The sequence below is a fragment of the Niallia sp. Kr1 genome, from assembly GCF_050389805.1.
GTDB lineage: Bacteria > Bacillota > Bacilli > Bacillales > Cytobacillaceae > Bacillus_BD.
In genome coordinates, this window is record NZ_CP130945.1 from 2,887,248 (window position 1) to 2,906,612 (window position 19,365).

Here is a 19,365-nt window from a genome sequence, read left to right on the forward strand (position 1 = left end):
TTTGAATAAAAAAATTCTTCAACTCTTTATCAAAAAGTAGTTGAAGAATTTTATTTTAGTCATTGACTTTTAATTAATAAATCAACAGCCTCTTGGACAAGATGATCCGTTGATTCTCCTTTTTCAATGTTTTCACGAACACACTGTTCTAAATTAGTGCTTACAATAACACCCATTGTACGGTCTAACGCACTGCGAGCAGCTGATAATTGTGTGACAATCTCTCGGCAGTCCTTCCCCTGCTCGATCATATTTAATACCCCTTTAATTTGGCCTTCAATTCGTTTTAAACGATTGACTACTTTCTTATCGTATTCCAAGATTATGCTCCTTTCTCACTACAAGGACATTTCATAAGTTCATAGCTAATGACCTTATATCCTTTACCTCGTAAAAATCGTAAACCTAAATTTAACTCTAATTGATCCGAAGCGATTACATGTATTTGCGTTTTTGGTATTTCGTTGTAGAACCTTTTTAAATAAGCATAAGGAATATGGATACTTCCTTGAATATGGTCATGACTTGATTCATGGTAATCTCGAATATCTAATTTCATATTGTTTAATTCTTGGGCACCATTCTTTATACATGGAATATTTCTAACAGGAAAATAGCGTATCCAAGTAAAATATAAGAATACAGTAATCAAGATTAGAAAAATAATACTCATACCCACCACCTAAAAATGTTAATATATAAGCATATTATACCCTTAATGGTATATTGTCAATTAGTTTGAATTATTTTAGAAAACTACTTATTACGGTATATACGTGTATAAAACAATAAAGAATTAAGAACATAATATAAAAACCTATGCTAATTTTAACAAAAAAACTGGCGCAAAAATAGCCAGCTTTTTTAAATATGCAACTTAAACTGTTTAATCTTCCATAAAAATACGAGCGTAATACTCCGTTTCCTCATCTAGTTTGTTCTCTTTTCGTAATTCCTTTACCGTTTCTTTACGGTCATCTTCTATCAACTGAAAACTTCCTGACACATTTGGAGCTTTGTTTCTGTTTTTATTCATATTATATTCATACCTTTCTCTATCGAAATCTATAAAATGAATGTAGGTTCATTCTAATTTTATTGTGTAATAAAATTAGAAATATATGCTCGTAGTATTTTAAAATTTCATGTAATAAAGAAATGGAATTCTTAGGATATCATTCATTATTAATATAAATTAAATGGTAAAAAATAAATCACGAAAAATGTTATTATACAAAAAAACTCCCAGCAATATGAAAAAATTCATACTGCAAGGAGATCTATAGGTTGGTATTTTTTCCGTTACCGTCATTTTGTTTTCCATTCAACTTCGTCAAAGTATCATGACACTTTGTGTTACTAAGACTTGTCTGCCTCTCGTCTCTTATATTAGCTCTCGTCCTTCCACTATGGATAACAGTAGTCCGTAGCCTACATACTAATTTTTAGATAAAGACTCCAGCTTTCTAATCGAAGGAAATAAATACATCCATACACCAGCTACAAGAATCGATCCGATTCCTCCAATAAATACCGCTGGAACAGCACCGATAAAACCTGCTAACATCCCTGACTCAAACTCTCCTAGTTGAAAGGATGTCCCTGTAAATAATGAGTTTACCGCGTTAACCCTTCCTCGTAATTCATCAGGTGTTTGCAACTGAACGAGAGAGGATCTAATTACCATACTAATAACGTCAGAACCGCCGATGACCATTAAAGCAACCAAGGATAAGACCAAGTTCGTTGATAAGGCGAATACCATGGTTGCTAGTCCATATACAGCAATGGCACCAAATAAAGTCATCCCAACAGACTTCGTTAAAGGATAATAGGCTAAAACGACCGATACAACAATCGCGCCAACTGCAGGTGCTGCCCTAAGCAAGCCTAACCCCCATGGTCCCGTTTGTAAAATATCCTGAGCAAATATAGGCATGAGAGCGGTCGCACCGCCAAGAAGGACTACAAAAAGATCTAGAGAAATAGTTCCCAAGATGATCGGCTTACTTCGCACATATTCTAAACCAAGAAAAAACGATCGCAAAGATACTGTTGCTCCCTTTCTATCCCTTACTCCTTTTACTTTAACTAAATAAGTAAGAAGTGCTGATATCATTAAAGCGATCGCAGCCACTAAATAGACAGTAGAGGCACTAAACGCTAAAAGCAATCCGCCTATCGTTGGTCCGAGTATTAGGGCCGTTTGAATGGCCGTTGTACTCATGGAAACAGCTCGAGGTAGAATGTTTCGTGATACGATTTGTGGAAGTAATGCGTTAGCAGTTGGTCCTTCGAAGGCACGACAGGCACCTATCAGGGCTGCTGCTAGGAGAATTAGGTCACGATCAAGCCAGCCATTCATACTTCCGATTAATAGAAAACCGGCGGTAAGACCTTCAATAATTAAACTTAAGTATACGATTTTTCTACGGTCATAACGATCTGCGATTTGCCCAACAAACAATGTCAAGAAAAGCATGGGGATAAATTGTGCAAGCCCCACCATTCCCAGACTAAACGCATCCTGGGTCAACTCATACATTTGCCACCCAACGGCAACAGACAGCATCTGGAAAGAAGTTGAAGATAAAATTCGCGAAACCCAAAATTTCGCAAAAAATGGTTGTTTAAGTATATTGTTCTCTGATGGATTCAAACCAAAAATACACCTTCATTCAAATCTTAATCTTGAAACACATATTCTATTATACTAGTTCATGTTTATTTTTCTAATAGAAAAGTTTTTATATTCACATTTCAACTGAATAATAAGGGCTTACCTGCTATTGTCATTTTTCCCTTGATTCGTGTAATCAATATCTATCCTGCGAAAAGCAATTTATTTTTAGATAGAAAACCGTCTCCTAACTATTTTTATAACCTAGTGAAAATTGCTTATGTGTTACTTTACATTAATTGAAAAGTTTACATTCCCTAATGATTATAATAAAAAGACCACTCTTTTATGGTCTCGGACATAGCTAACAAGCGATTATCGAAGAAAAATGCAACATTAAGATAACGACTTTGTTGGTTATCTATGCCACACTTCATTTAAAGTGTATCTAAATAGTTGGTCAAGTTCATACGTAGGGTCGGAAATATCTATGTTTAACCCTTGTGTATAAGCTTCAAGATTCCCTATCTCCTTGGTTAGATACTCATTAATCTTATCTATTCTTGGTTCAAGGTTTAACCCTTCGCCAGCGACCTTCCGTTTTATTAAAATTAATATAGTGTCCTTTAACTCTCCAGACGGTAATAAATTGTCCAACAATATTTGAAAGTCTATGGGTGGAATAGAGCTATATTTTTCAATCCATTTGGCAGCCAGGATAGGACGAAGAACATAAAAAAATTTTTTTACCATAACTTCATCCCCTTGTAGATACTCTCGAAAATTTCTCTTGGCCATATTTAAATAATGATACAAGCATGATTTTGGTGAAAATATAGACTTTTCTAGTCCTCTCATTTTTTCAATTGTTGAATATGACTGATAATAAACTATATTTGACCTAAGCCATTCTAATAACGGTGGATTTGACTTTCTAAATAATCTTAGTGTTTTTGTTAACTCCCAGCCACTTACATCCAATAGAGGATGAAGGGGTATTGAAATAGGATCCTTATTCGGTATTTCAATCACATCTCTTTTTTGATCGATAGAAAGATACCAGTTTAAGTTGTGTATATAGATAAACCGTATATCATAGTCACTATCTTTCGAAGCCAATCCCCATGATCGGCTTCCAGCATCGCAAGCGAATAAAATGGTAATATCATGATCTATTTCTATTTGTTTTATGACTGCAATAATGTGTTCTTTCATATAAATGCCTCCGGTAACCAATAGGTAAAACAGCTAAAGACGAAACGAGCAACAAACTTAGATTTAGATTAATGATTATAACTTATATTTTCTAAGAAACAAAAAAATGGCTGTAAAATCATATCTTTTTGTAGCTCAGATAAATAAAAAAGCGATTCATCCATCTCAACAGGTAATTTAAAGACAAACTATATAAAAATATATATGACTATAAAGGTTTGTGAGAGAATCAACCTCACCAAACCTATTACGGAGAACTAATACGGCTACATCTAATAATGCAGAACCTTCTTTACTATTCAACCAGCCAAGTACTCTTAAAGTATGAACTGAGGTACTGACAGAAATTGTAGACAATAATAACCCGACAAGATGGATTTTGCTGTGGAGGAATCATAAATTTGAGCGCATGCATATGATAAAAAAAATAGAGCAATAACTCCACCTACAGTTACAAGTACAGCTGCTTTTTTGACTTTATTTATATCATTTAAGTCTGTTTCTAAACATGTTAAAAACATTAAAAGTAAAACTCCATTTGGCTGTAAACATTGGTTTTTTCATTTCTAAATCATGCATCCATCCAAGTAAAGTGGGACTTAATATAATTCCATCAATAATTTTCCCTAATACTGAGGGCTGTCCAAGTTTAATACTTAATTGACAAGCTAATTTGTTGCGAATAAAGTAATGACAATTTGTAATAAAAAATCAACTTTCTTCTCCTCTTAAAGTGATATTCGAATAATAAAAAAACATAGCGGTGCCATGTTTGACTGACTCCACCATGTGTTTATTCATTTTTCATTTAATTTAGTTAAAATTTAGACTAAATATTATTCTTCGTGTACTCTACTCATTGAGAATTTATTGAATCGACTTTTCTCATTAAGCCCAGTATGTCATCCCACTATTGTTCAATCTATAAATTTGGTTATCTATATTCGAAATAACCATACCCCTCGATTATTTATTGAATGTTTTATTAGTAATTAAAATGAATTGGTTCAACATTTCGAGGATAGGATATTTGCAATAATCCATCATTAATTTGAATATGCATGAGTTGCGGATTGGTTGCTTCTGGAAGGTTGATAATTCTTTCAAATACGCCATATGTTCTTTCCCTTTTAAGTTCTTTTTCTAATGGCAATAAATGATAGTTGATTCCACTTATTTTTAATTGTGTATTGGAGATTAAGTGAAGGGTAAGACTCTCACGATGAACACCCGGTATTTCAAAAATAATAAAGTTATAATGGTCATTTTGATAAATATCATATTTTGGCTGGTAATCATTTACTTTTGATATTTCTTCAGGATATTTTTCTTCAAGTACACGAGTCCAAAAATCTGTTTTTTTATACTCATTTGTGATTTGCAACCATTTTCTTATTTTTTCTATGTCCATCTTCCTACTCCTTTATAATTGGTTAGCAATTGGCATAGAAGGATTTGCGATCTGATCCTGATCACTAACATCTGGATCAACATTCCCAGAATTTAAAACAGATGAAGAAGGTGAAATGTCCCCTAATGAAAAATTAGCGCCAATAAATTTACTATTAGCTGTATGACTGTTATGCACGGTAGGACCGACATCAACATTTCCGTTGTGATTGATCCCATTTACCTTTATATTTAAAATATTAATTTGATATGGCATTGTTTATAACTCCTTTTATCTAGATTGGCGGTGGTGGCGGTACCAGCGGTATTTTTGAATTGACATAAGCGTTATCCGCATTTCCAATCTCAGTTTGATCGTTCACATCAGGATCATTTAATAAATTTTCCATGATAACTTCAGTGGGAGATGTATCACCATAAGAAGAATTAATTCCTTGAGATTTATTATAGAAGGTTGGACTGTTATAAGATGCTTCGCCTATTGTAATAGATCCATTACCAGAAACGCTATTGATTTTTAAATGATGTAAATTAATTACAACCGATGGCATTTTTTACACCCTTTTATCCCAAACTTGTCGTATCCTTGCTCCACCATATGCTATACAATGCCTATTTGTTACTTCATGTTTTTGAAAATAAGTGATCGTAATGATAAAAATACCCATCCATTCAACAAACAGTAATTGTTAACGGATAGGTGATTTGAAGTCTTTATTGTCCAAGATAATTACATTCGTATTTACTTCTTTTCTTGCCGCATGTTTTGTGTTGTCGACAAGCTTTGATACGATCTCACAGCTTTGCTGTGCACCCTTAATCAATAAAGGGACACCGATAAAATCTATTTTTAACCCCCTAGAAAACATACCTCCAAATGTCATAGCGAGTGGAACTGTAGGAGATGTATTGGATAGTATAAGTTTTTCATTAAAGTTAAACTTATTTTGGAATACTAAATATAAATCATTTATTAATGGTACTATTTGCTTGAATCTTCTCCTAGCAATTGTATACACTTCATTACCATCCTCATCCTTACCATGAAAGATGAGTTTTCCAATATCATCCTTCGTCAATTCATTAAAATAAGGTACAGATAAAACTTCTTCTGCAGTAAGATTTTTCTTTGATGGAGTTAAAAGTTTTAAATGATATGCAGCAGCTAATGATGTAGAGTGTGTACCGCCATAATCATGATATATAAAAATCATCATTACACCTACTTAATAACAATTTTCTTTAATAAGATATCCCAGAAGTGAATTATTTTTATTATATTGGTTGTTTACGAAGCTTTCTTAACAATGCTTTCTTCTTCAATGCTATTAATCCTGTTTTTAAGGAAGCGTAACTTCCTATTGCTGCATAACCATAAAAATATCCCATCACGATGCCTGCTAACAAGTTTCCCTTGTGACTAATGAAAATTGAGATTGCATACCCCAAAACGGTAGCAACAAGAGGAATATACTTCTTCTTTATTTTAAAACCCTTTTTAATGACTTGGGTAAGAATCATTACTGTTGGCACCGCAAGAACTGCATCCCAAAAATTTGTATGGATAGTTGGAAAATCCAAGAACCTCACCTTTTTCTATTTACTAACTCTTATTCTAGTTATAAAAGCTTTAAATTATTTTGTTCCAAAGACAGATGATGTATTCTTTAAAAAACCATTTCATCTAGTGCATTACCGAATACGAAAAAAACTGCCCAGCAAATACGAGCAGTTAATAAAATAATCTGTTTAATCATACTTTACGGTTATTGGTCAAAAACTGACCTTTGGATTGTAAAAAAGAATTTTTTTGGCTGATATACTTTTCATTTGCATTCTTTTCAATTACCTCTTACATAATATGGAAATTAATCCTTTTTAAGTTCTGTAACTAGCGAGAAAGACAAAAGATCCCATTTTTGAATCGTTGCATTCACTTTCCCGTTTGCAGTAAACTTCACTTTTTGATGATAAGGGTCGGCAAAAAATCGGGAGGTAAATACTTCCTGTCCTTCATTAAGAAATATCTCGACGGAACTTGAATCAAGGAAAATTTGTAGTTTCTCTAGAGAGGTTAATTCACATGAACGACTTTCAGGTGCTCTATCCATAAAAGATTTTCTTTCTAACGTAAACAATTGTTCTTTTTGCTGATATCGTAATTTCAAATTGTCCCTTATTGCGATTTCTACTTCATCAGCGTCTATTTGGTGAAATTCTACGTTGATTTTTTCACTCACACTGGCAGATAACTCGAACCAGGACTCTTCTGAATCGTATAATGAGACTTGTTCATCCACATCCCTTGACTTTCTAAGTCTCCTCAGTTCTGCAGCAGGCTTTTGGTAAAGTTTATCTCCAATAAGCTGTAATTCCCTCGGAAGCGTCAGGGCATGGATCCAACCATTTGCAATAGTGGGTTGGTAGCTTTCTTGTTCATCTGTAATACCCATCCAGGCAAATAGAATCCTTCTTCCGTTTTCGTCTTCGAAGGTTTGTGGCGCATAAAAGTCAAATCCTCTATCCAGCTCGGTGAAATCCCCATGCTGATATACATTCGTCTCAGGGTTCCATTCTCCAATAAAATAACCTGATTGAAATAAGTTCTGGTAGTGATATCCCTGGGCTTCGATTCCTTGTGGCGAAACCAATAAAACATCCCGATTCCCAAGATTAAATAGGTCCGGGCATTCCCACATATAACCCAAATCCCCTAATCCGTTCATATTACTTCCAGCCATAGGACCTTTAAATTGCCAATCGATCATATTCTTGGAGGAAAATAATACCGCTTGACCTTCTTTCCTTTCCGTTTGGGCACCTATAACCATATACCAAATATCGTTACTTTTCCACACCTTTGGATCACGAAAATGGGGGGTATAACCTTTTGGTACGGAGATGAATGGACCTTTTTTATCAAAATGAATGCCATCTTTTGAAACCGCGATGCACTGGTGCGATACTCGTTCTCCATCTTCATTTTTTAAATTACCAGTATAAAACAAGTATAACTTACCTTCATCTTCAACTGCACTTCCTGAATAGCAACCATTTTTTTCATACCATTCACAAGGTACTAGGGCCGGTGGTTGTAATACCCAATGGACAAGGTCCTTAGAGGTATAATGACCCCAAAATTTGGCACCATGAGAAGTTTCAAACGGATTCCACTGATAAAAAACATGGTATACACCGTTAAATTGAATCAATCCATTCGGGTCATTTATTAAACCAACTGGTGCCATAAGATGATATTGCAGCCGATAGGGGTCGTTCGATACAAGTGTTTCATTTTCAAGGATCTCTTTAAATGCTCTTTGAAGTAAATCTTGCTGTGTCATGCCAAGCTCCCATTTTCATTCATGATTTTGTGTATTTCTGACAAGGTGGGAAGTGCAGTCATCGCCCCTTTTTGCGATGCGGCGAGTCCGCCAGACACCGAGGCAAACTTTGCGATTTTTGCCGCTTCCTCCAATGTAATGGAATCTAGAATTTTATCTCTATTATTTAAGCAATAAAGATATCCTGAAACAAATGCGTCACCTGCACCTGTTGAACAACTGTATTCACCTTCAACGCCTCTATCTTAGTGGATCCGTGTTTTGTAAAAACAAGGCATCCCTCCGCTCCCTTCGTAAGAAAAACGAGAGAGATGTTGTTTTTTTTCATCCATTCTTCAATAACAGCCATATCTTCTTTCCCAGTTATAAACAATAGTTCTTCATCGGATAGTTTCAAAACGTCGACATCCTGTAGGACGGAAAAAATGGTTTGGCGGAGCAAGGTCTGATCCGCCCACAAGCTAAGACGTACATTCGGATCGAATGAGATCATCATTCCCTGTTGTTTCGCATAAGAAATCGCAGTTTTCGTTGTTTGCCTAACCGGATTTTGAAGCATAGATATGGTTCCAAAATGGAAAATTTTATTTACTTGGAAGAGCTCTTCCTTGAGCTCAGACTCTTCTAAAAATAAATCTGCGCTATCCTTTACAAAGAAACTAAAACTGCGCTCCCCATTGGAATCAAGGTTCACAAAAACAAGGCCTGTACGGTATGAATCCGTTAATGGGACAGAAGATACATCGACACCATATTCGCTTAAAATCTTAATCAAGAATTCACCTAACAAATCATGGCCTAGCTTACCAATAAAGGTAGAGTTCATCCCTAATTTGGCGGCTCCAACTGCAACGTTAGCCGGAGCACCGCCAGGGCTTTTTTGATAAATGGTATTAGTTGCATCAAACGGGATAAAATCAATTAACGCTTCTCCAAGTGTGATTAGTCCATTTTTATTCATAAAGTGTTTCTCCTCCTTTCTAATAGAAAGTAAGCGAGTCATGTATGACTAACATTTTATTTGATTTACTAACAGTCATCATTCACTATTTTGTCAGAGAATCCGAACATCCAAGTTAAAGCGAATGCCGTACCAATTGCAATAATGTTGACCAATAAATAAAGTAAAATCTGTCCATTCAGATAAAGCAGTGTCCCTGGAATAACCGTAATCGCCATCCCTGTTGCTTTCAACCCAAAGATTGATGCAAAGAATCCTCCGACACCACCACCAATTAGGCCCATAATAAATGGCTTACCATAGCGAAGGTTTACCCCGAAAATAGCCGGTTCGGTAATTCCTAAAAATGCAGAAAAAGAGGATGGAAGTGCTAATGCTTTCAACTTTTTCGATTTTGATTTTAAGCCTACAGCTAATGCAGAACCACCCTGGGCTGCAACAGCACAAGTGACAATCGCGTTATAAGGGTTGTATCCAAGACTTTCAAGTAAAGAAATTTCCAGCATATTAAAGACGTGATGTACCCCAGAGATCACGATTAATTGATTAAGACCACCTATTAGAAGACCACTAATTCCAAATGGCCATTCAAGTACTGCAATGGTTCCATTTAAAATGACTTCTTCAATAAAATGGAAGATGGGTCCAATGACAAATAATGCTAAAAAGATCATGACCAATAACGTTAAAAAGGGTGTAACAATTAAATCAAATGCATCTGGAACACGTTTTCGAATTTGCTTTTCCAATAGGGCTCCAATGATTCCAGTGATGAAGGCTGGAAGAACCGAACCTTGATAGCCTAAAACCGGAATAAATCCGAAAAACATAAAGGTTCTACAGTTCCGCCGGCAACGCCCCAGGCATTCGGTAACGCTGGACTGACAAGCATAAGCCCAAGTACAAGTCCAATGATCGGTGAACCACCAAAGACACGGAATGTAGACCAAGCAACAAGTGCTGGGAGGAAAACAAACGCAGTATCTGTTAAAATCTCCGTAAATAAGAGGAAGTTTTGTGAGATATCATTAGGGGTCATTCCAAATAAAGCTAAGATTTGTTCTTGCATAATAAGACCTCGCAACCCCATAAACAAACCAGTTGCAACTAAGGCAGGAATGATCGGCACAAAAACATCGCCAAAGGTACGAATTGCTCGTTGAAATTTTGTTCCGCTTTTCACTGCTTCCTTCGCTTGGTCTCCTTTGTTTAAGCTATTAATTCCTAAGCCTGTAACTTCTTCATAAATTTTGTTAACCGTTCCTGTTCCTAAAATAACTTGATACTGACCTGAGTTAAAAAATGCTCCTTTTACTTTATCGATGTTTTCGACTCTTTCTTGGTCAATCTTTTCTTTATCTTTTACCATAATTCTCAGTCTAGTTGCGCAGTGTGCAGCAGAAACAATGTTCTCTTCGCCTCCTACTGCATCGATGATGTCTTTAGCAATTTCTTTATTTTCGTTCATGTATTTCACTCCTCTTCTTTTTCTTCTTTACACTCTCCTTTATAGAAACCATGCCCGGTTTGTTAGTACTATTTTTCACAATATCCTCAAATATATTTAAACATTAATTTCCAACTCATAATTAAGGTGTTACTTCATTATATGACTGATCGTTGAAAAGAAGCTAAAGAAACCATCTTTCAAGTAAATTGCAAACGTAATTTAATTTGTCACAAATCTTCTTCAATGAAAATAAAAAAAGGATGAATCGAATTCTATTTCATCCTTAACAAACTTAAAATTTAAATATTAATTTCATTTAACAATAAAGGAACCCCTGTGCAATCTAGCTTTGGTTTGGTCCCTATATTACACCGGGCATTTAGCCGGATATTTGTAATACTACTTGTTGAACGTGTAGATTTTATTCCCTTGTAGTAACCTCTTCAGAACAATATCTTCCCCAATAAATTCTGTAAAGATCGAAAGTTCGTTAATAAGTTATTGGAGCAAGTGCTTCCGTTTCTTGAACGACTAAACTGGTCAAACATTTCAAAAAGTGATAACTATTCGGTTACTTTTTCTGTACTTTTCTTATCCTTGACCACGTTCTGTACTTATGAATATTTTTCTGCATAAAAATAGCCCCCTACGAATTGTTATAGGTGGCCAAGGATAAATACCCTACACAGTTTCATTAATAGAACACCATCGATTTTACCGATTCATTCCTTTATACCGTTGCGAGGAATATGTATATTTTAATACGTTAAATATCCTTATTTAGCGGGACCGACCGGGAATCGAACCCAGCAAACCTGGCACGCAGGTCTCGGACGGTTTTGAAGTTTGTATTCGTTATAATCCCGTTCAATCATACGTACAATCAGCGAAACATCAACCGTTTTCACGAATTTATTCAAAAACAACTTAACGGATTCCGTTCAACCTATACAGTCTAATTATTGGCGTTCATCTATATCGGAGACAATTATTACTTACATAGAATTCAATTAATTTCGTATTCCGAAAAATAGATTGTTCAATTTTTAATAATCTTAAATAAAATCTTTGTACCTGGTGGCTAGGATAGGAACGAAATAAAGGAAACGATTAATATTAAGGGAGTAAGGGAATAATTCATAACATTGTGAAGTTAGCACATAATGCTATATGTAAACTTAGATTATAATAACGAAAAGAGCATTTCGTTTGCTCTAATGCCCGTATCAACATCGGTAATACTTCCTAATATAAAGGTTCCCTCCTTCTTTTACTCCGGTAGGTAAACGTAATGACAAATCCATTCGCCGAACGTGTTACGCAGTTACGATTACTTTTGGAAGGGAGGAGACATTTGTTCAATAATATCGATATTACCTCACTATGTATATAAACAAAAAAATACCGAGGACACTCCGTTTATGAAGTCTCCCCGTTTCTACTATCTACAAATATTTCTATTACCGTCAATCTACACAAGTTATCTTTCGCCATCCGCCGAAACTCATCGTTTCCTTCTAATGCCGTGAATAATTGCCGATAGTATTTTAATTTGCGTTTGACTGGCTTCGAATAGACCTCGTCATATGCAAGAATCTGATCGCAAAACGTGTTAAACTCTCGCGCTTGTTTTTGTCGAAGTTGTTTAATATACCTCATAATCGCTTAAACCTCCCTTTATTATCGTATGCTCATAACAAAAAAACGGGACAACTCCAAAGGAATCGTCCGTTAAAATTGTCGCTTAACTGAGTCTTTTTCGAGGAATACGGTTAAACCTTCCGCGCCTGTTAACGCCTTAGTCCCCGTAATAGTTGCGCCTGCTTGATCGGCACAACGTTGTAACTCTATATATTCGTCTGTATTGCGTACAGTTCTTGTAAATTGCGTAATCGACTTTTGTTTCTTCATATTTTCCATTAGTTGTTACCTACGTAGTATAAAATTAGGCGCCCATGGACGCCCTTGCTCAATCTCTTATCCGTTTCTTGCTTGCCTTTCTTGTCTATCTTGCGTTATGTTCGGTTGCTTTCGGCTGCTCAGGCTCTTCCTCGGATAGACTAGCAAGTAATCGCATTTCCCATGCGCTAGTACCGTTCATTTTCTTCCGTTGCCTTAAATTCTTTTTAGTCCGAAGTCTACTGTTTTGCTCGCCTTAACTTACCCCCTCGCCTTGTTGCCGTTCTATTTTCCGTTGTTCAAATTCTTCCTCGTTCTCGAAGTAACGGACCAATTCTTCCACCTCTAAGTCCGACCAATCTCGCTCATACAATTTGAACGTAGTAATATCATTAAAATACGTATATAAATCCCAATCAATATACTTTGGGTGCTCTCCCTTATCGACTATTCTCACGTTTTTCATGTCAACCCACTGCCTTTTTGATCGTTAAAAACTTTTTAACACCCTCCGCCGGTAAAATGTCTTGGAGTTCGTAGGTCGTGCGCTTTGGTGCTATGTTTCCTCTCTTAGTTCTGCGGTTTCTATTGCGCTTTTTGTTTGGTATTTGTGTCTTTTCATGCTTTCGCCCTCCATTTGATAAACTAACTTTAAAAATGTGTGTATCGAACATCCGTACAACCGTATCAACGTATGACGATAAGTATTAATCGTTATTAATTCTATCTCGTTTAAATTTACGAGTCGTCATTTTACGCACAACAAAAAACCCCTTCCGTAAATTAATACGTAAGAGGTTGAACGTTTTCCTAATCATTTCTAAACGGTTATGTATAACAGTCTTACACGGTCTACCTTTAGACTGTGCTGAAACTATGTATGTATTTCGCTAATTTACGTTAATAATCACCGTTACAATCAACGGTAACAATCACCACAAACCCTTGCGACTGTAGGAACGATTGGCGGGACCGCCTGGGAATCGAACCCAGCAAACCTGGCACGCAGGTCTCGGACGGTTTTGAAGACCGCGGGGGACACCAGTACCCCATTCAGCCCCATTTATGACAAATTCTATTATACACTACCGAACTTTGTAAAACAATGTCGAAAATATTAATACTTTGTGTACGTAGTTGAAATACTATGATAGTTCTCTAAATTTATATTTTGTATGTATGAATTTTTTCTAAAATAATGTCCCAACAAAATCAGTGCAAAGTTTGGTTAAATTTTCTTTCATATACTATAATAAAACAGATTGAAGAATCTACTACATGAAGGGAGCTGTATGAATTGGTACAATCATTAAAAGGAAAAGTCGCATTTATAACTGGTGCAGGAAGAGGTATTGGAAAAGCTGCAGCCAAAGCGCTAGCAAACGAAGGTGTAAACCTCGGATTACTCGCAACAACGGAATCTAATTTAAAAGCGGTAGCAAAAGATGTTGAAGAGTTCGGTGTAAAAGTCGCTTATGCTGCTGTCGATGTATCCTCTTTAGATCAAGTTCAACAAGCGATCGAAAAAATCACGAATGAACTAGGACATGCGGACATTCTTATTAATAGTGCGGGAGTTGGAAAATTTGCTTCCCTTATGGATATGGAGCCTGAGGAATGGAAGAAAATTATTGATGTTAATTTAATGGGTACATATTATGTTACACGCACTGTTTTGCCTCAATTAATTGAAAAAAATAAGGGTGATATTATTAATATTTCCTCAACGAACGGGTTAAATGGAGCGGCAACATCGAGTGCATATAGCGCATCTAAATTTGGCGTTATTGGTTTAACCGAATCATTAGCTCAAGAGGTTCGCAGAAATAACATCCGTGTAACGGCACTAACTCCAAGTACAGTAGCAACCGATATGGCTCTTGATTTAAAGTTAATCCCTGAACAAGACGAGAAATATATGCAACCAGAAGATATTGCTGAACTAATCGTCTCTCACTTAAAGTTAAACCAACGAGTTTATATTAAAAATGCTAGCATCTTAGCTACCAATCCTTTTTAATCGAAACCTAAACCCCCTCCTACTTGTCTGAATATATTAAAAATTGTATAATATTTTTGAATATTAAAATTGTAGGTGAGTAGGATGTTAGAAGGCTGGTTTCTTTGGTTTATCATATTTTGGGTCGTTATTTTATTAGGTTCTTTCGCTATTGGCGGTTTTTTCATGTTTCGAAAGTTCCTTAAGAAGTTGCCCAAGGAAGACGGTAAATCAGATATGGATTGGGAAGAATATTATGTGAATGAAACGATTCATTTATGGCATCAAGAAGAAAAAGAATTATTATCTGATTTAGTTTTACCGGTTCCAGAATTATTCCGCGATGTGGCCAAGCATAAAATAGCTGGAAAAATTGGTGAACTTGCACTCAAAGAAAATGCCAGTAAAATTGATCAGGATTTAGTAATAAGAGGCTATATCATGGCCACACCAAAAAGAGATTATAAGTTTCTTCGCAAAAAATTAGAAGAAAAACAAATTAATGTAGATTCCTACGAGAGCTTATTTCAATAGAGAGAGGCACCGAAGAGTATTTCGGTGCCTTTCTTTTAAATTCATATAACTGAGTTGGATCGGACAGTTGGCTTAACTTGTAAATGCAGTCTTTTAAAATCTCGATACATCGCTAATCTCCAAGGTAAAATCATACTAAACGCCAATAAGAAAAACATGCCGCTTAATTCACCAAAATCGAAAGATAAACTTAACACTAGTTTAGCAACCAGTCGAACGGCTAGTAAACTAATTAAAATGATGGCAAAGGCGCGAGAACGCTTTAAATAGATTTCCCCATTTTCCACTTCAAACTTCGAAGTTTTTATCAATAAAATAGAAAATAGCATCCCAACAACGATGGATTCTAGTATTTCTATAGGGGTTAAACGGAATTCAGGAAATACATACATCAATGCTCCAGTACTCATAAATAAAGGCGGCAACAATATTTTTTTTGCCGAAGCTGGCTTTTTTGATGCTTTCATTCGTACAAACATTGCAAAAAATGCCATAAAAATAGCACCTATTGAGGCTATTATGGTATAATCCATTCGGCTTCATCCCTTTTCTAGTAAATGCAATACTACTATTATACAATAAACGAACAAGTAGGACAAAAATAGCCTTCTGTCCAAACACAAAAAAAGCTGACCATATTTGGAGTAGTCTACCAAATATGGTCAGCTTAATTCTTAATCTAGGATACGATTAACAGAATCAATCACACGAGATTCATCAAAGGGTTTCACAATAAAATCTTTTGCTCCTGATTCAATGGCTTCCACGACCATTTTTTGTTGTCCCATCGCAGAACACATAATCACTTTTGCGCTAGGGAATTCCTTCTTAATTTCCTTTACAGCTTCAATCCCACTCATTTCAGGCATCGTGATATCCAAAGTGATCAAGTCAGGTTGCAATTCTCGAAATAGGCGAATTGCATCCTTACCGTTTTCCCCTTCTCCTACTATCTCATGACCCGCTTTTGTTAATATATTTGATAAAGTCATTCTCATAAATTTAGCATCATCGACAATTAAAATTTTGGACATAGTCCATTCCTCCCTAAATACGGTAAAAAATTAAAATCCAGTAAATCCACCAAATAAAGCAGTTAAAATTGAAATAATCGCAGTCATCCAATCAAAAAAGAGAAATACTCCCATCACAATCATGAGATATCCACCTATTTTCATGATAGTTATATTGTGTTTTCGGATCCACTCCATTTTTCCAAGAAAAAAGGAAAGAATCAAGAAAGGAATTGAAAAACCTAAAGAATAGGCTAGCATATAAATTAACCCTGATTCAGGATTTGAACCAGCCAGTAAGATAACAGACATAAGGATAGGTCCTGTACAAGGAGTCCATCCAGCAGCAAAAGCCATCCCAATGAATATGGACCCAATAAAACCAGATGGACGATTCTTAAACTCGATTCTCCGATCCCTCATCAAAAATTTAGGGTTAATAAACCCAATAATCATTAATCCAAAGAATATAATAAAAATGGCTCCAATTTGGCGTATTAAATCCTGGTAATGAATAAAAAATTGCCCAACAAAGGATGTACCAAATCCAATAGCAATAAAGATGATGGAAAAACCAATTAAAAAACAAATTGTATGTATTAAGCTTCTTTTTTGAAGCATGCCATTATCAGTTTTTAATTCACCTACAGACATTCCTGTGATGTAAGATAAAAATGCCGGATAAAGCGGAAGACAACATGGCGAAATAAAACTTAGAAAGCCTGCACCTAATGCAAGAAATAAATTTAAATCAGTCATTATACCCCTCCCATTATAAATCCTTCATCAATTCTACCAAAGATATATAGGAAAAGATATTTTTTAGTTTGTGAACATTCTGTGAAGACAGCCTATTTGTCTTCAAATATAGTTTCTAGTGAGAAGAATTATTAACTTATGTATGTTTCTTCCGCGTTTTTAAAATGGTCAGTAATGGAAAAAGCACTCTTAATTTGAGTGCCTTGGTGCATGTATATATTTATGTTTAAAATAAGTTAGGTTAATTGACCAATTTTAGCTTTAAAAAAGATTTGATAAATTTTTTCCATCTCATTACGAATCACTTCATATGAAATATAATGACTGCTGTAAATTCGTTGATTCTGATCAAAGATAAAACACTCTGTTCCTTTCGTTTCTTTACAAGCATCAATAAATTTAGAAATTAAATGATCATCATTTAAGCTATATTCGATTAAGACTTCTTGATTTAAAATATTAACAAGTTGCATTTTATACATAGACTTAAGCCCCTTTATTGTTAATACATTAAGTATATTTTAAAATTAATAAGAAATTGGTGTATATTTGTGAATATTATACGAAAAATCATTAACAATTTCGTTAAGATTTTGTATCTTTCAAAATTAAAATCTCTTAAGTCTTGAAAAATGTATTCAATCCAAAAAAGAAGTTTGGAATAGATTCCAAACTTCTAAAGGACAATCTCATAGATTATTTTGCAACGTATGATGCTAATGATTTTTGTACATCATATATACTTTTATCTTTTTTAAATTGTTTAGATACTGGAGTGCCTGTACCAGATATCCAAATTTTCAGCTCTGCATCCATATCAAATGTTCCTGCTGTTTCTACGCTAAAATGAGTAATACTCTTGTATGGAATCGAATGATATTCTACTTTTTTTCCTGTAACACCCTGCTTATCAATTAAGATTAAGCGGGTATTTGTAAATATGATTAAATCTCTAATTAATTTATAGGCTTTTTCAACTCGTTCATCTTCCGTGATAATTACGCCTAATTCTTTCTCAACTGAACCAATATCAACCTCTGATACATTTCCCATTAAACCATCTAAAAAACCCATATGAATCCTCCTATTAATCAATCCTACAGTCTATTCTTTATCAAATAATTAAAAACATGTATATGTATTTATTTTAGGTATCATGTTAAACTTTGAAGTCACTGCAGTATAATTTCAATATTAAATAACAAAAAACCACCCTCCCCATTGGTTTAGTAGTCAATGGAAAAAGTGGTTTACTTCTATTTACCCTGTTGTTTGTTCATGGCGTTCATCATTTGATTGATTTTCTTCTGCGATGGTTTCATCCCCATTTGCATCATCATCATCTTTAACATTTGCTCATTAATTGGTGGGTTTTTCTTTAAGTAGTTCATCATATATTTTCTAGCGATGAAAAAACCTAGTGCTACACCGGCTATTAAGCACAATGCACCTACTAGAATATACATTCCCATAAAAAATTTCCTCCTTCAAGTTGTCTAACATAAAGTGTACTAAACCAAAGGTTATTATACAATATTCTTGGGACGATTTCTCTATCTTTTAAACAAATTTTCTTTCCTTAATCGGTTTTAACCACCCACAACGTTGGTGATGAAGATCAATAGCTATAAAAGAAGATTCCGCTTTTCGTAAAACCTCAAAAAATATCGTTTCAGCATCATATTGTCCTTTTGCGTTTATAGTGATGTAGTGTGCTTTTATTACTAGTTCAGCTTTGCTTTTTTTTCCCATTTCTAAATAGTATTTGTCATTTTTACTATAAAAACTCTTATTTTTTTGTAAGATTTGCTGTAGATAAAGTTGAATTTTGAAACTGTTAATCGGTTTTGTAATAAAGTCAATTTGCTTTTTCGTAATATATTTTAACTCTCCCGAAGCCTCTTCATATCCTTTAAAAAGTTTTATAATCAATCGTTCTTTTCCAAAGTAATGGGAGGCAAATTCATCATCAATTAAATAAATCCGATATGTTCTCATCCTAATATCCTCCTCTATTAGACAAGCTTATTAATTATTATAAGAAATATATATTGAGGAGGATGTCACATTATGATAAAAAAGAAGAATTCTTTTGTCGAATTTGCAAAAATCCTAATAAAACATTTATGTGAGGTGAATATGATCTAAATCTATTCAAATA

General features: G+C 34.8%; 23 protein-coding genes, 1 tRNA gene and 2 pseudogenes. 2 read left to right on the top strand and 24 right to left on the bottom strand.

Features of this window, described 5'->3' with window-relative positions; genetic code table 11:
- Window positions 1–59 precede the first annotated feature (59 nt).
- The 17 genes and pseudogenes from Q5760_RS13975 to Q5760_RS14055 all read right to left on the bottom strand — a co-directional run bounded on the left by Q5760_RS13975 (window position 60) and on the right by Q5760_RS14055 (window position 13,960).
- Complete coding sequence (locus tag Q5760_RS13975) at window positions 60–320, bottom strand: metal-sensitive transcriptional regulator (RefSeq protein ID WP_428908253.1); 261 nt, start codon at window positions 318–320, stop codon at window positions 60–62.
- A gap of 2 nt (window positions 321–322) precedes the next feature.
- Complete coding sequence (locus Q5760_RS13980) at window positions 323–673, bottom strand: rhodanese-like domain-containing protein (RefSeq protein WP_428908254.1); 351 nt, start codon at window positions 671–673, stop codon at window positions 323–325.
- A gap of 213 nt (window positions 674–886) precedes the next feature.
- A complete protein-coding gene (locus Q5760_RS13985; RefSeq protein WP_428908255.1) occupies window positions 887–1,036 on the bottom strand; it encodes a hypothetical protein in 150 nt (49 codons plus the stop codon).
- Window positions 1,037–1,438: 402 nt separating this feature from the next.
- Entirely contained in the window at window positions 1,439–2,659 is a 1,221-nt protein-coding gene (locus tag Q5760_RS13990; protein WP_428908256.1) for an MFS transporter, read from the bottom strand.
- 378 nt (window positions 2,660–3,037) lie between these two features.
- Window positions 3,038–3,835, bottom strand: coding sequence for a nucleotidyltransferase domain-containing protein (locus tag Q5760_RS13995; protein WP_428908257.1), 798 nt, complete (start codon window positions 3,833–3,835; stop codon window positions 3,038–3,040).
- A 985-nt stretch (window positions 3,836–4,820) separates the two neighbouring features.
- Window positions 4,821–5,246, bottom strand: coding sequence for an Hsp20 family protein (locus Q5760_RS14000; protein WP_428908258.1), 426 nt, complete (start codon window positions 5,244–5,246; stop codon window positions 4,821–4,823).
- Between the two features lie 12 nt (window positions 5,247–5,258).
- Window positions 5,259–5,501, bottom strand: coding sequence for a spore germination protein (locus Q5760_RS14005; protein ID WP_428908259.1), 243 nt, complete (start codon window positions 5,499–5,501; stop codon window positions 5,259–5,261).
- Window positions 5,502–5,520: 19 nt separating this feature from the next.
- Entirely contained in the window at window positions 5,521–5,796 is a 276-nt protein-coding gene (locus Q5760_RS14010) for a spore germination protein (RefSeq protein WP_428908260.1), read from the bottom strand.
- 138 nt (window positions 5,797–5,934) lie between these two features.
- The gene (locus tag Q5760_RS14015) at window positions 5,935–6,459 is read right to left on the bottom strand and encodes a DUF3189 family protein (RefSeq protein WP_428908261.1); all 525 of its coding nucleotides are present in this window, start codon (window positions 6,457–6,459) and stop codon (window positions 5,935–5,937) included.
- A 61-nt stretch (window positions 6,460–6,520) separates the two neighbouring features.
- On the bottom strand, window positions 6,521–6,826 hold the full coding sequence (locus Q5760_RS14020) for a hypothetical protein (RefSeq protein WP_428908262.1): 306 nt from the start codon (window positions 6,824–6,826) through the stop codon (window positions 6,521–6,523).
- 287 nt (window positions 6,827–7,113) lie between these two features.
- The gene (locus Q5760_RS14025) at window positions 7,114–8,589 is read right to left on the bottom strand and encodes a glycoside hydrolase family 32 protein (protein ID WP_428908263.1); all 1,476 of its coding nucleotides are present in this window, start codon (window positions 8,587–8,589) and stop codon (window positions 7,114–7,116) included.
- Window positions 8,586–9,592: pseudogene (locus tag Q5760_RS14030) on the bottom strand (carbohydrate kinase family protein). Before Q5760_RS14030 ends, Q5760_RS14025 begins: the two are co-directional and overlap by 4 nt.
- Before the next feature lie 26 nt (window positions 9,593–9,618).
- Window positions 9,619–11,018: pseudogene (locus tag Q5760_RS14035) on the bottom strand (sucrose-specific PTS transporter subunit IIBC).
- A 1,401-nt stretch (window positions 11,019–12,419) separates the two neighbouring features.
- Window positions 12,420–12,659 carry a hypothetical protein gene (locus tag Q5760_RS14040; protein WP_428908264.1) on the bottom strand — a complete coding sequence of 80 codons (240 nt, stop codon included), beginning with the start codon at window positions 12,657–12,659 and terminating at the stop codon, window positions 12,420–12,422.
- Between the two features lie 72 nt (window positions 12,660–12,731).
- Window positions 12,732–12,920 carry a hypothetical protein gene (locus tag Q5760_RS14045; protein ID WP_428908265.1) on the bottom strand — a complete coding sequence of 63 codons (189 nt, stop codon included), beginning with the start codon at window positions 12,918–12,920 and terminating at the stop codon, window positions 12,732–12,734.
- A 235-nt stretch (window positions 12,921–13,155) separates the two neighbouring features.
- Complete coding sequence (locus Q5760_RS14050; protein WP_428908266.1) at window positions 13,156–13,365, bottom strand: hypothetical protein; 210 nt, start codon at window positions 13,363–13,365, stop codon at window positions 13,156–13,158.
- Window positions 13,366–13,863: 498 nt separating this feature from the next.
- A tRNA-Sec gene (locus Q5760_RS14055) sits at window positions 13,864–13,960 on the bottom strand.
- 236 nt (window positions 13,961–14,196) lie between these two features.
- On the opposite strand from Q5760_RS14055, the gene Q5760_RS14060 reads away from it, so the two are divergent.
- Both Q5760_RS14060 and Q5760_RS14065 read left to right on the top strand, forming a co-directional pair.
- Window positions 14,197–14,919, top strand: coding sequence for a 3-ketoacyl-ACP reductase (locus tag Q5760_RS14060; RefSeq protein ID WP_428908267.1), 723 nt, complete (start codon window positions 14,197–14,199; stop codon window positions 14,917–14,919).
- 84 nt (window positions 14,920–15,003) lie between these two features.
- On the top strand, window positions 15,004–15,432 hold the full coding sequence (locus Q5760_RS14065; protein ID WP_428908268.1) for a DUF2621 domain-containing protein: 429 nt from the start codon (window positions 15,004–15,006) through the stop codon (window positions 15,430–15,432).
- 41 nt (window positions 15,433–15,473) lie between these two features.
- Here Q5760_RS14065 and Q5760_RS14070 read toward each other — a convergent pair whose 3' ends face one another.
- The 7 genes from Q5760_RS14070 to sirA form a co-directional block, all read right to left on the bottom strand.
- On the bottom strand, window positions 15,474–15,965 hold the full coding sequence (locus Q5760_RS14070; protein ID WP_428908269.1) for a CcdC family protein: 492 nt from the start codon (window positions 15,963–15,965) through the stop codon (window positions 15,474–15,476).
- 141 nt (window positions 15,966–16,106) lie between these two features.
- On the bottom strand, window positions 16,107–16,466 hold the full coding sequence (locus tag Q5760_RS14075) for a response regulator (RefSeq protein ID WP_428908270.1): 360 nt from the start codon (window positions 16,464–16,466) through the stop codon (window positions 16,107–16,109).
- A gap of 30 nt (window positions 16,467–16,496) precedes the next feature.
- Window positions 16,497–17,204 (bottom strand): cytochrome c biogenesis CcdA family protein, encoded by a 708-nt coding sequence (locus Q5760_RS14080; RefSeq protein WP_428908271.1) that lies wholly within the window; start codon window positions 17,202–17,204, stop codon window positions 16,497–16,499.
- A 236-nt stretch (window positions 17,205–17,440) separates the two neighbouring features.
- A complete protein-coding gene (locus tag Q5760_RS14085; protein WP_428908272.1) occupies window positions 17,441–17,686 on the bottom strand; it encodes a hypothetical protein in 246 nt (81 codons plus the stop codon).
- 214 nt (window positions 17,687–17,900) lie between these two features.
- Window positions 17,901–18,278 (bottom strand): PH domain-containing protein, encoded by a 378-nt coding sequence (locus Q5760_RS14090; protein WP_428908273.1) that lies wholly within the window; start codon window positions 18,276–18,278, stop codon window positions 17,901–17,903.
- 182 nt (window positions 18,279–18,460) lie between these two features.
- Entirely contained in the window at window positions 18,461–18,676 is a 216-nt protein-coding gene (locus Q5760_RS14095) for a YneF family protein (RefSeq protein ID WP_428908274.1), read from the bottom strand.
- A gap of 88 nt (window positions 18,677–18,764) precedes the next feature.
- Window positions 18,765–19,202 (bottom strand): sporulation inhibitor of replication protein SirA, encoded by a 438-nt coding sequence (gene sirA, locus Q5760_RS14100; RefSeq protein ID WP_428908275.1) that lies wholly within the window; start codon window positions 19,200–19,202, stop codon window positions 18,765–18,767.
- Window positions 19,203–19,365 lie beyond the last annotated feature (163 nt).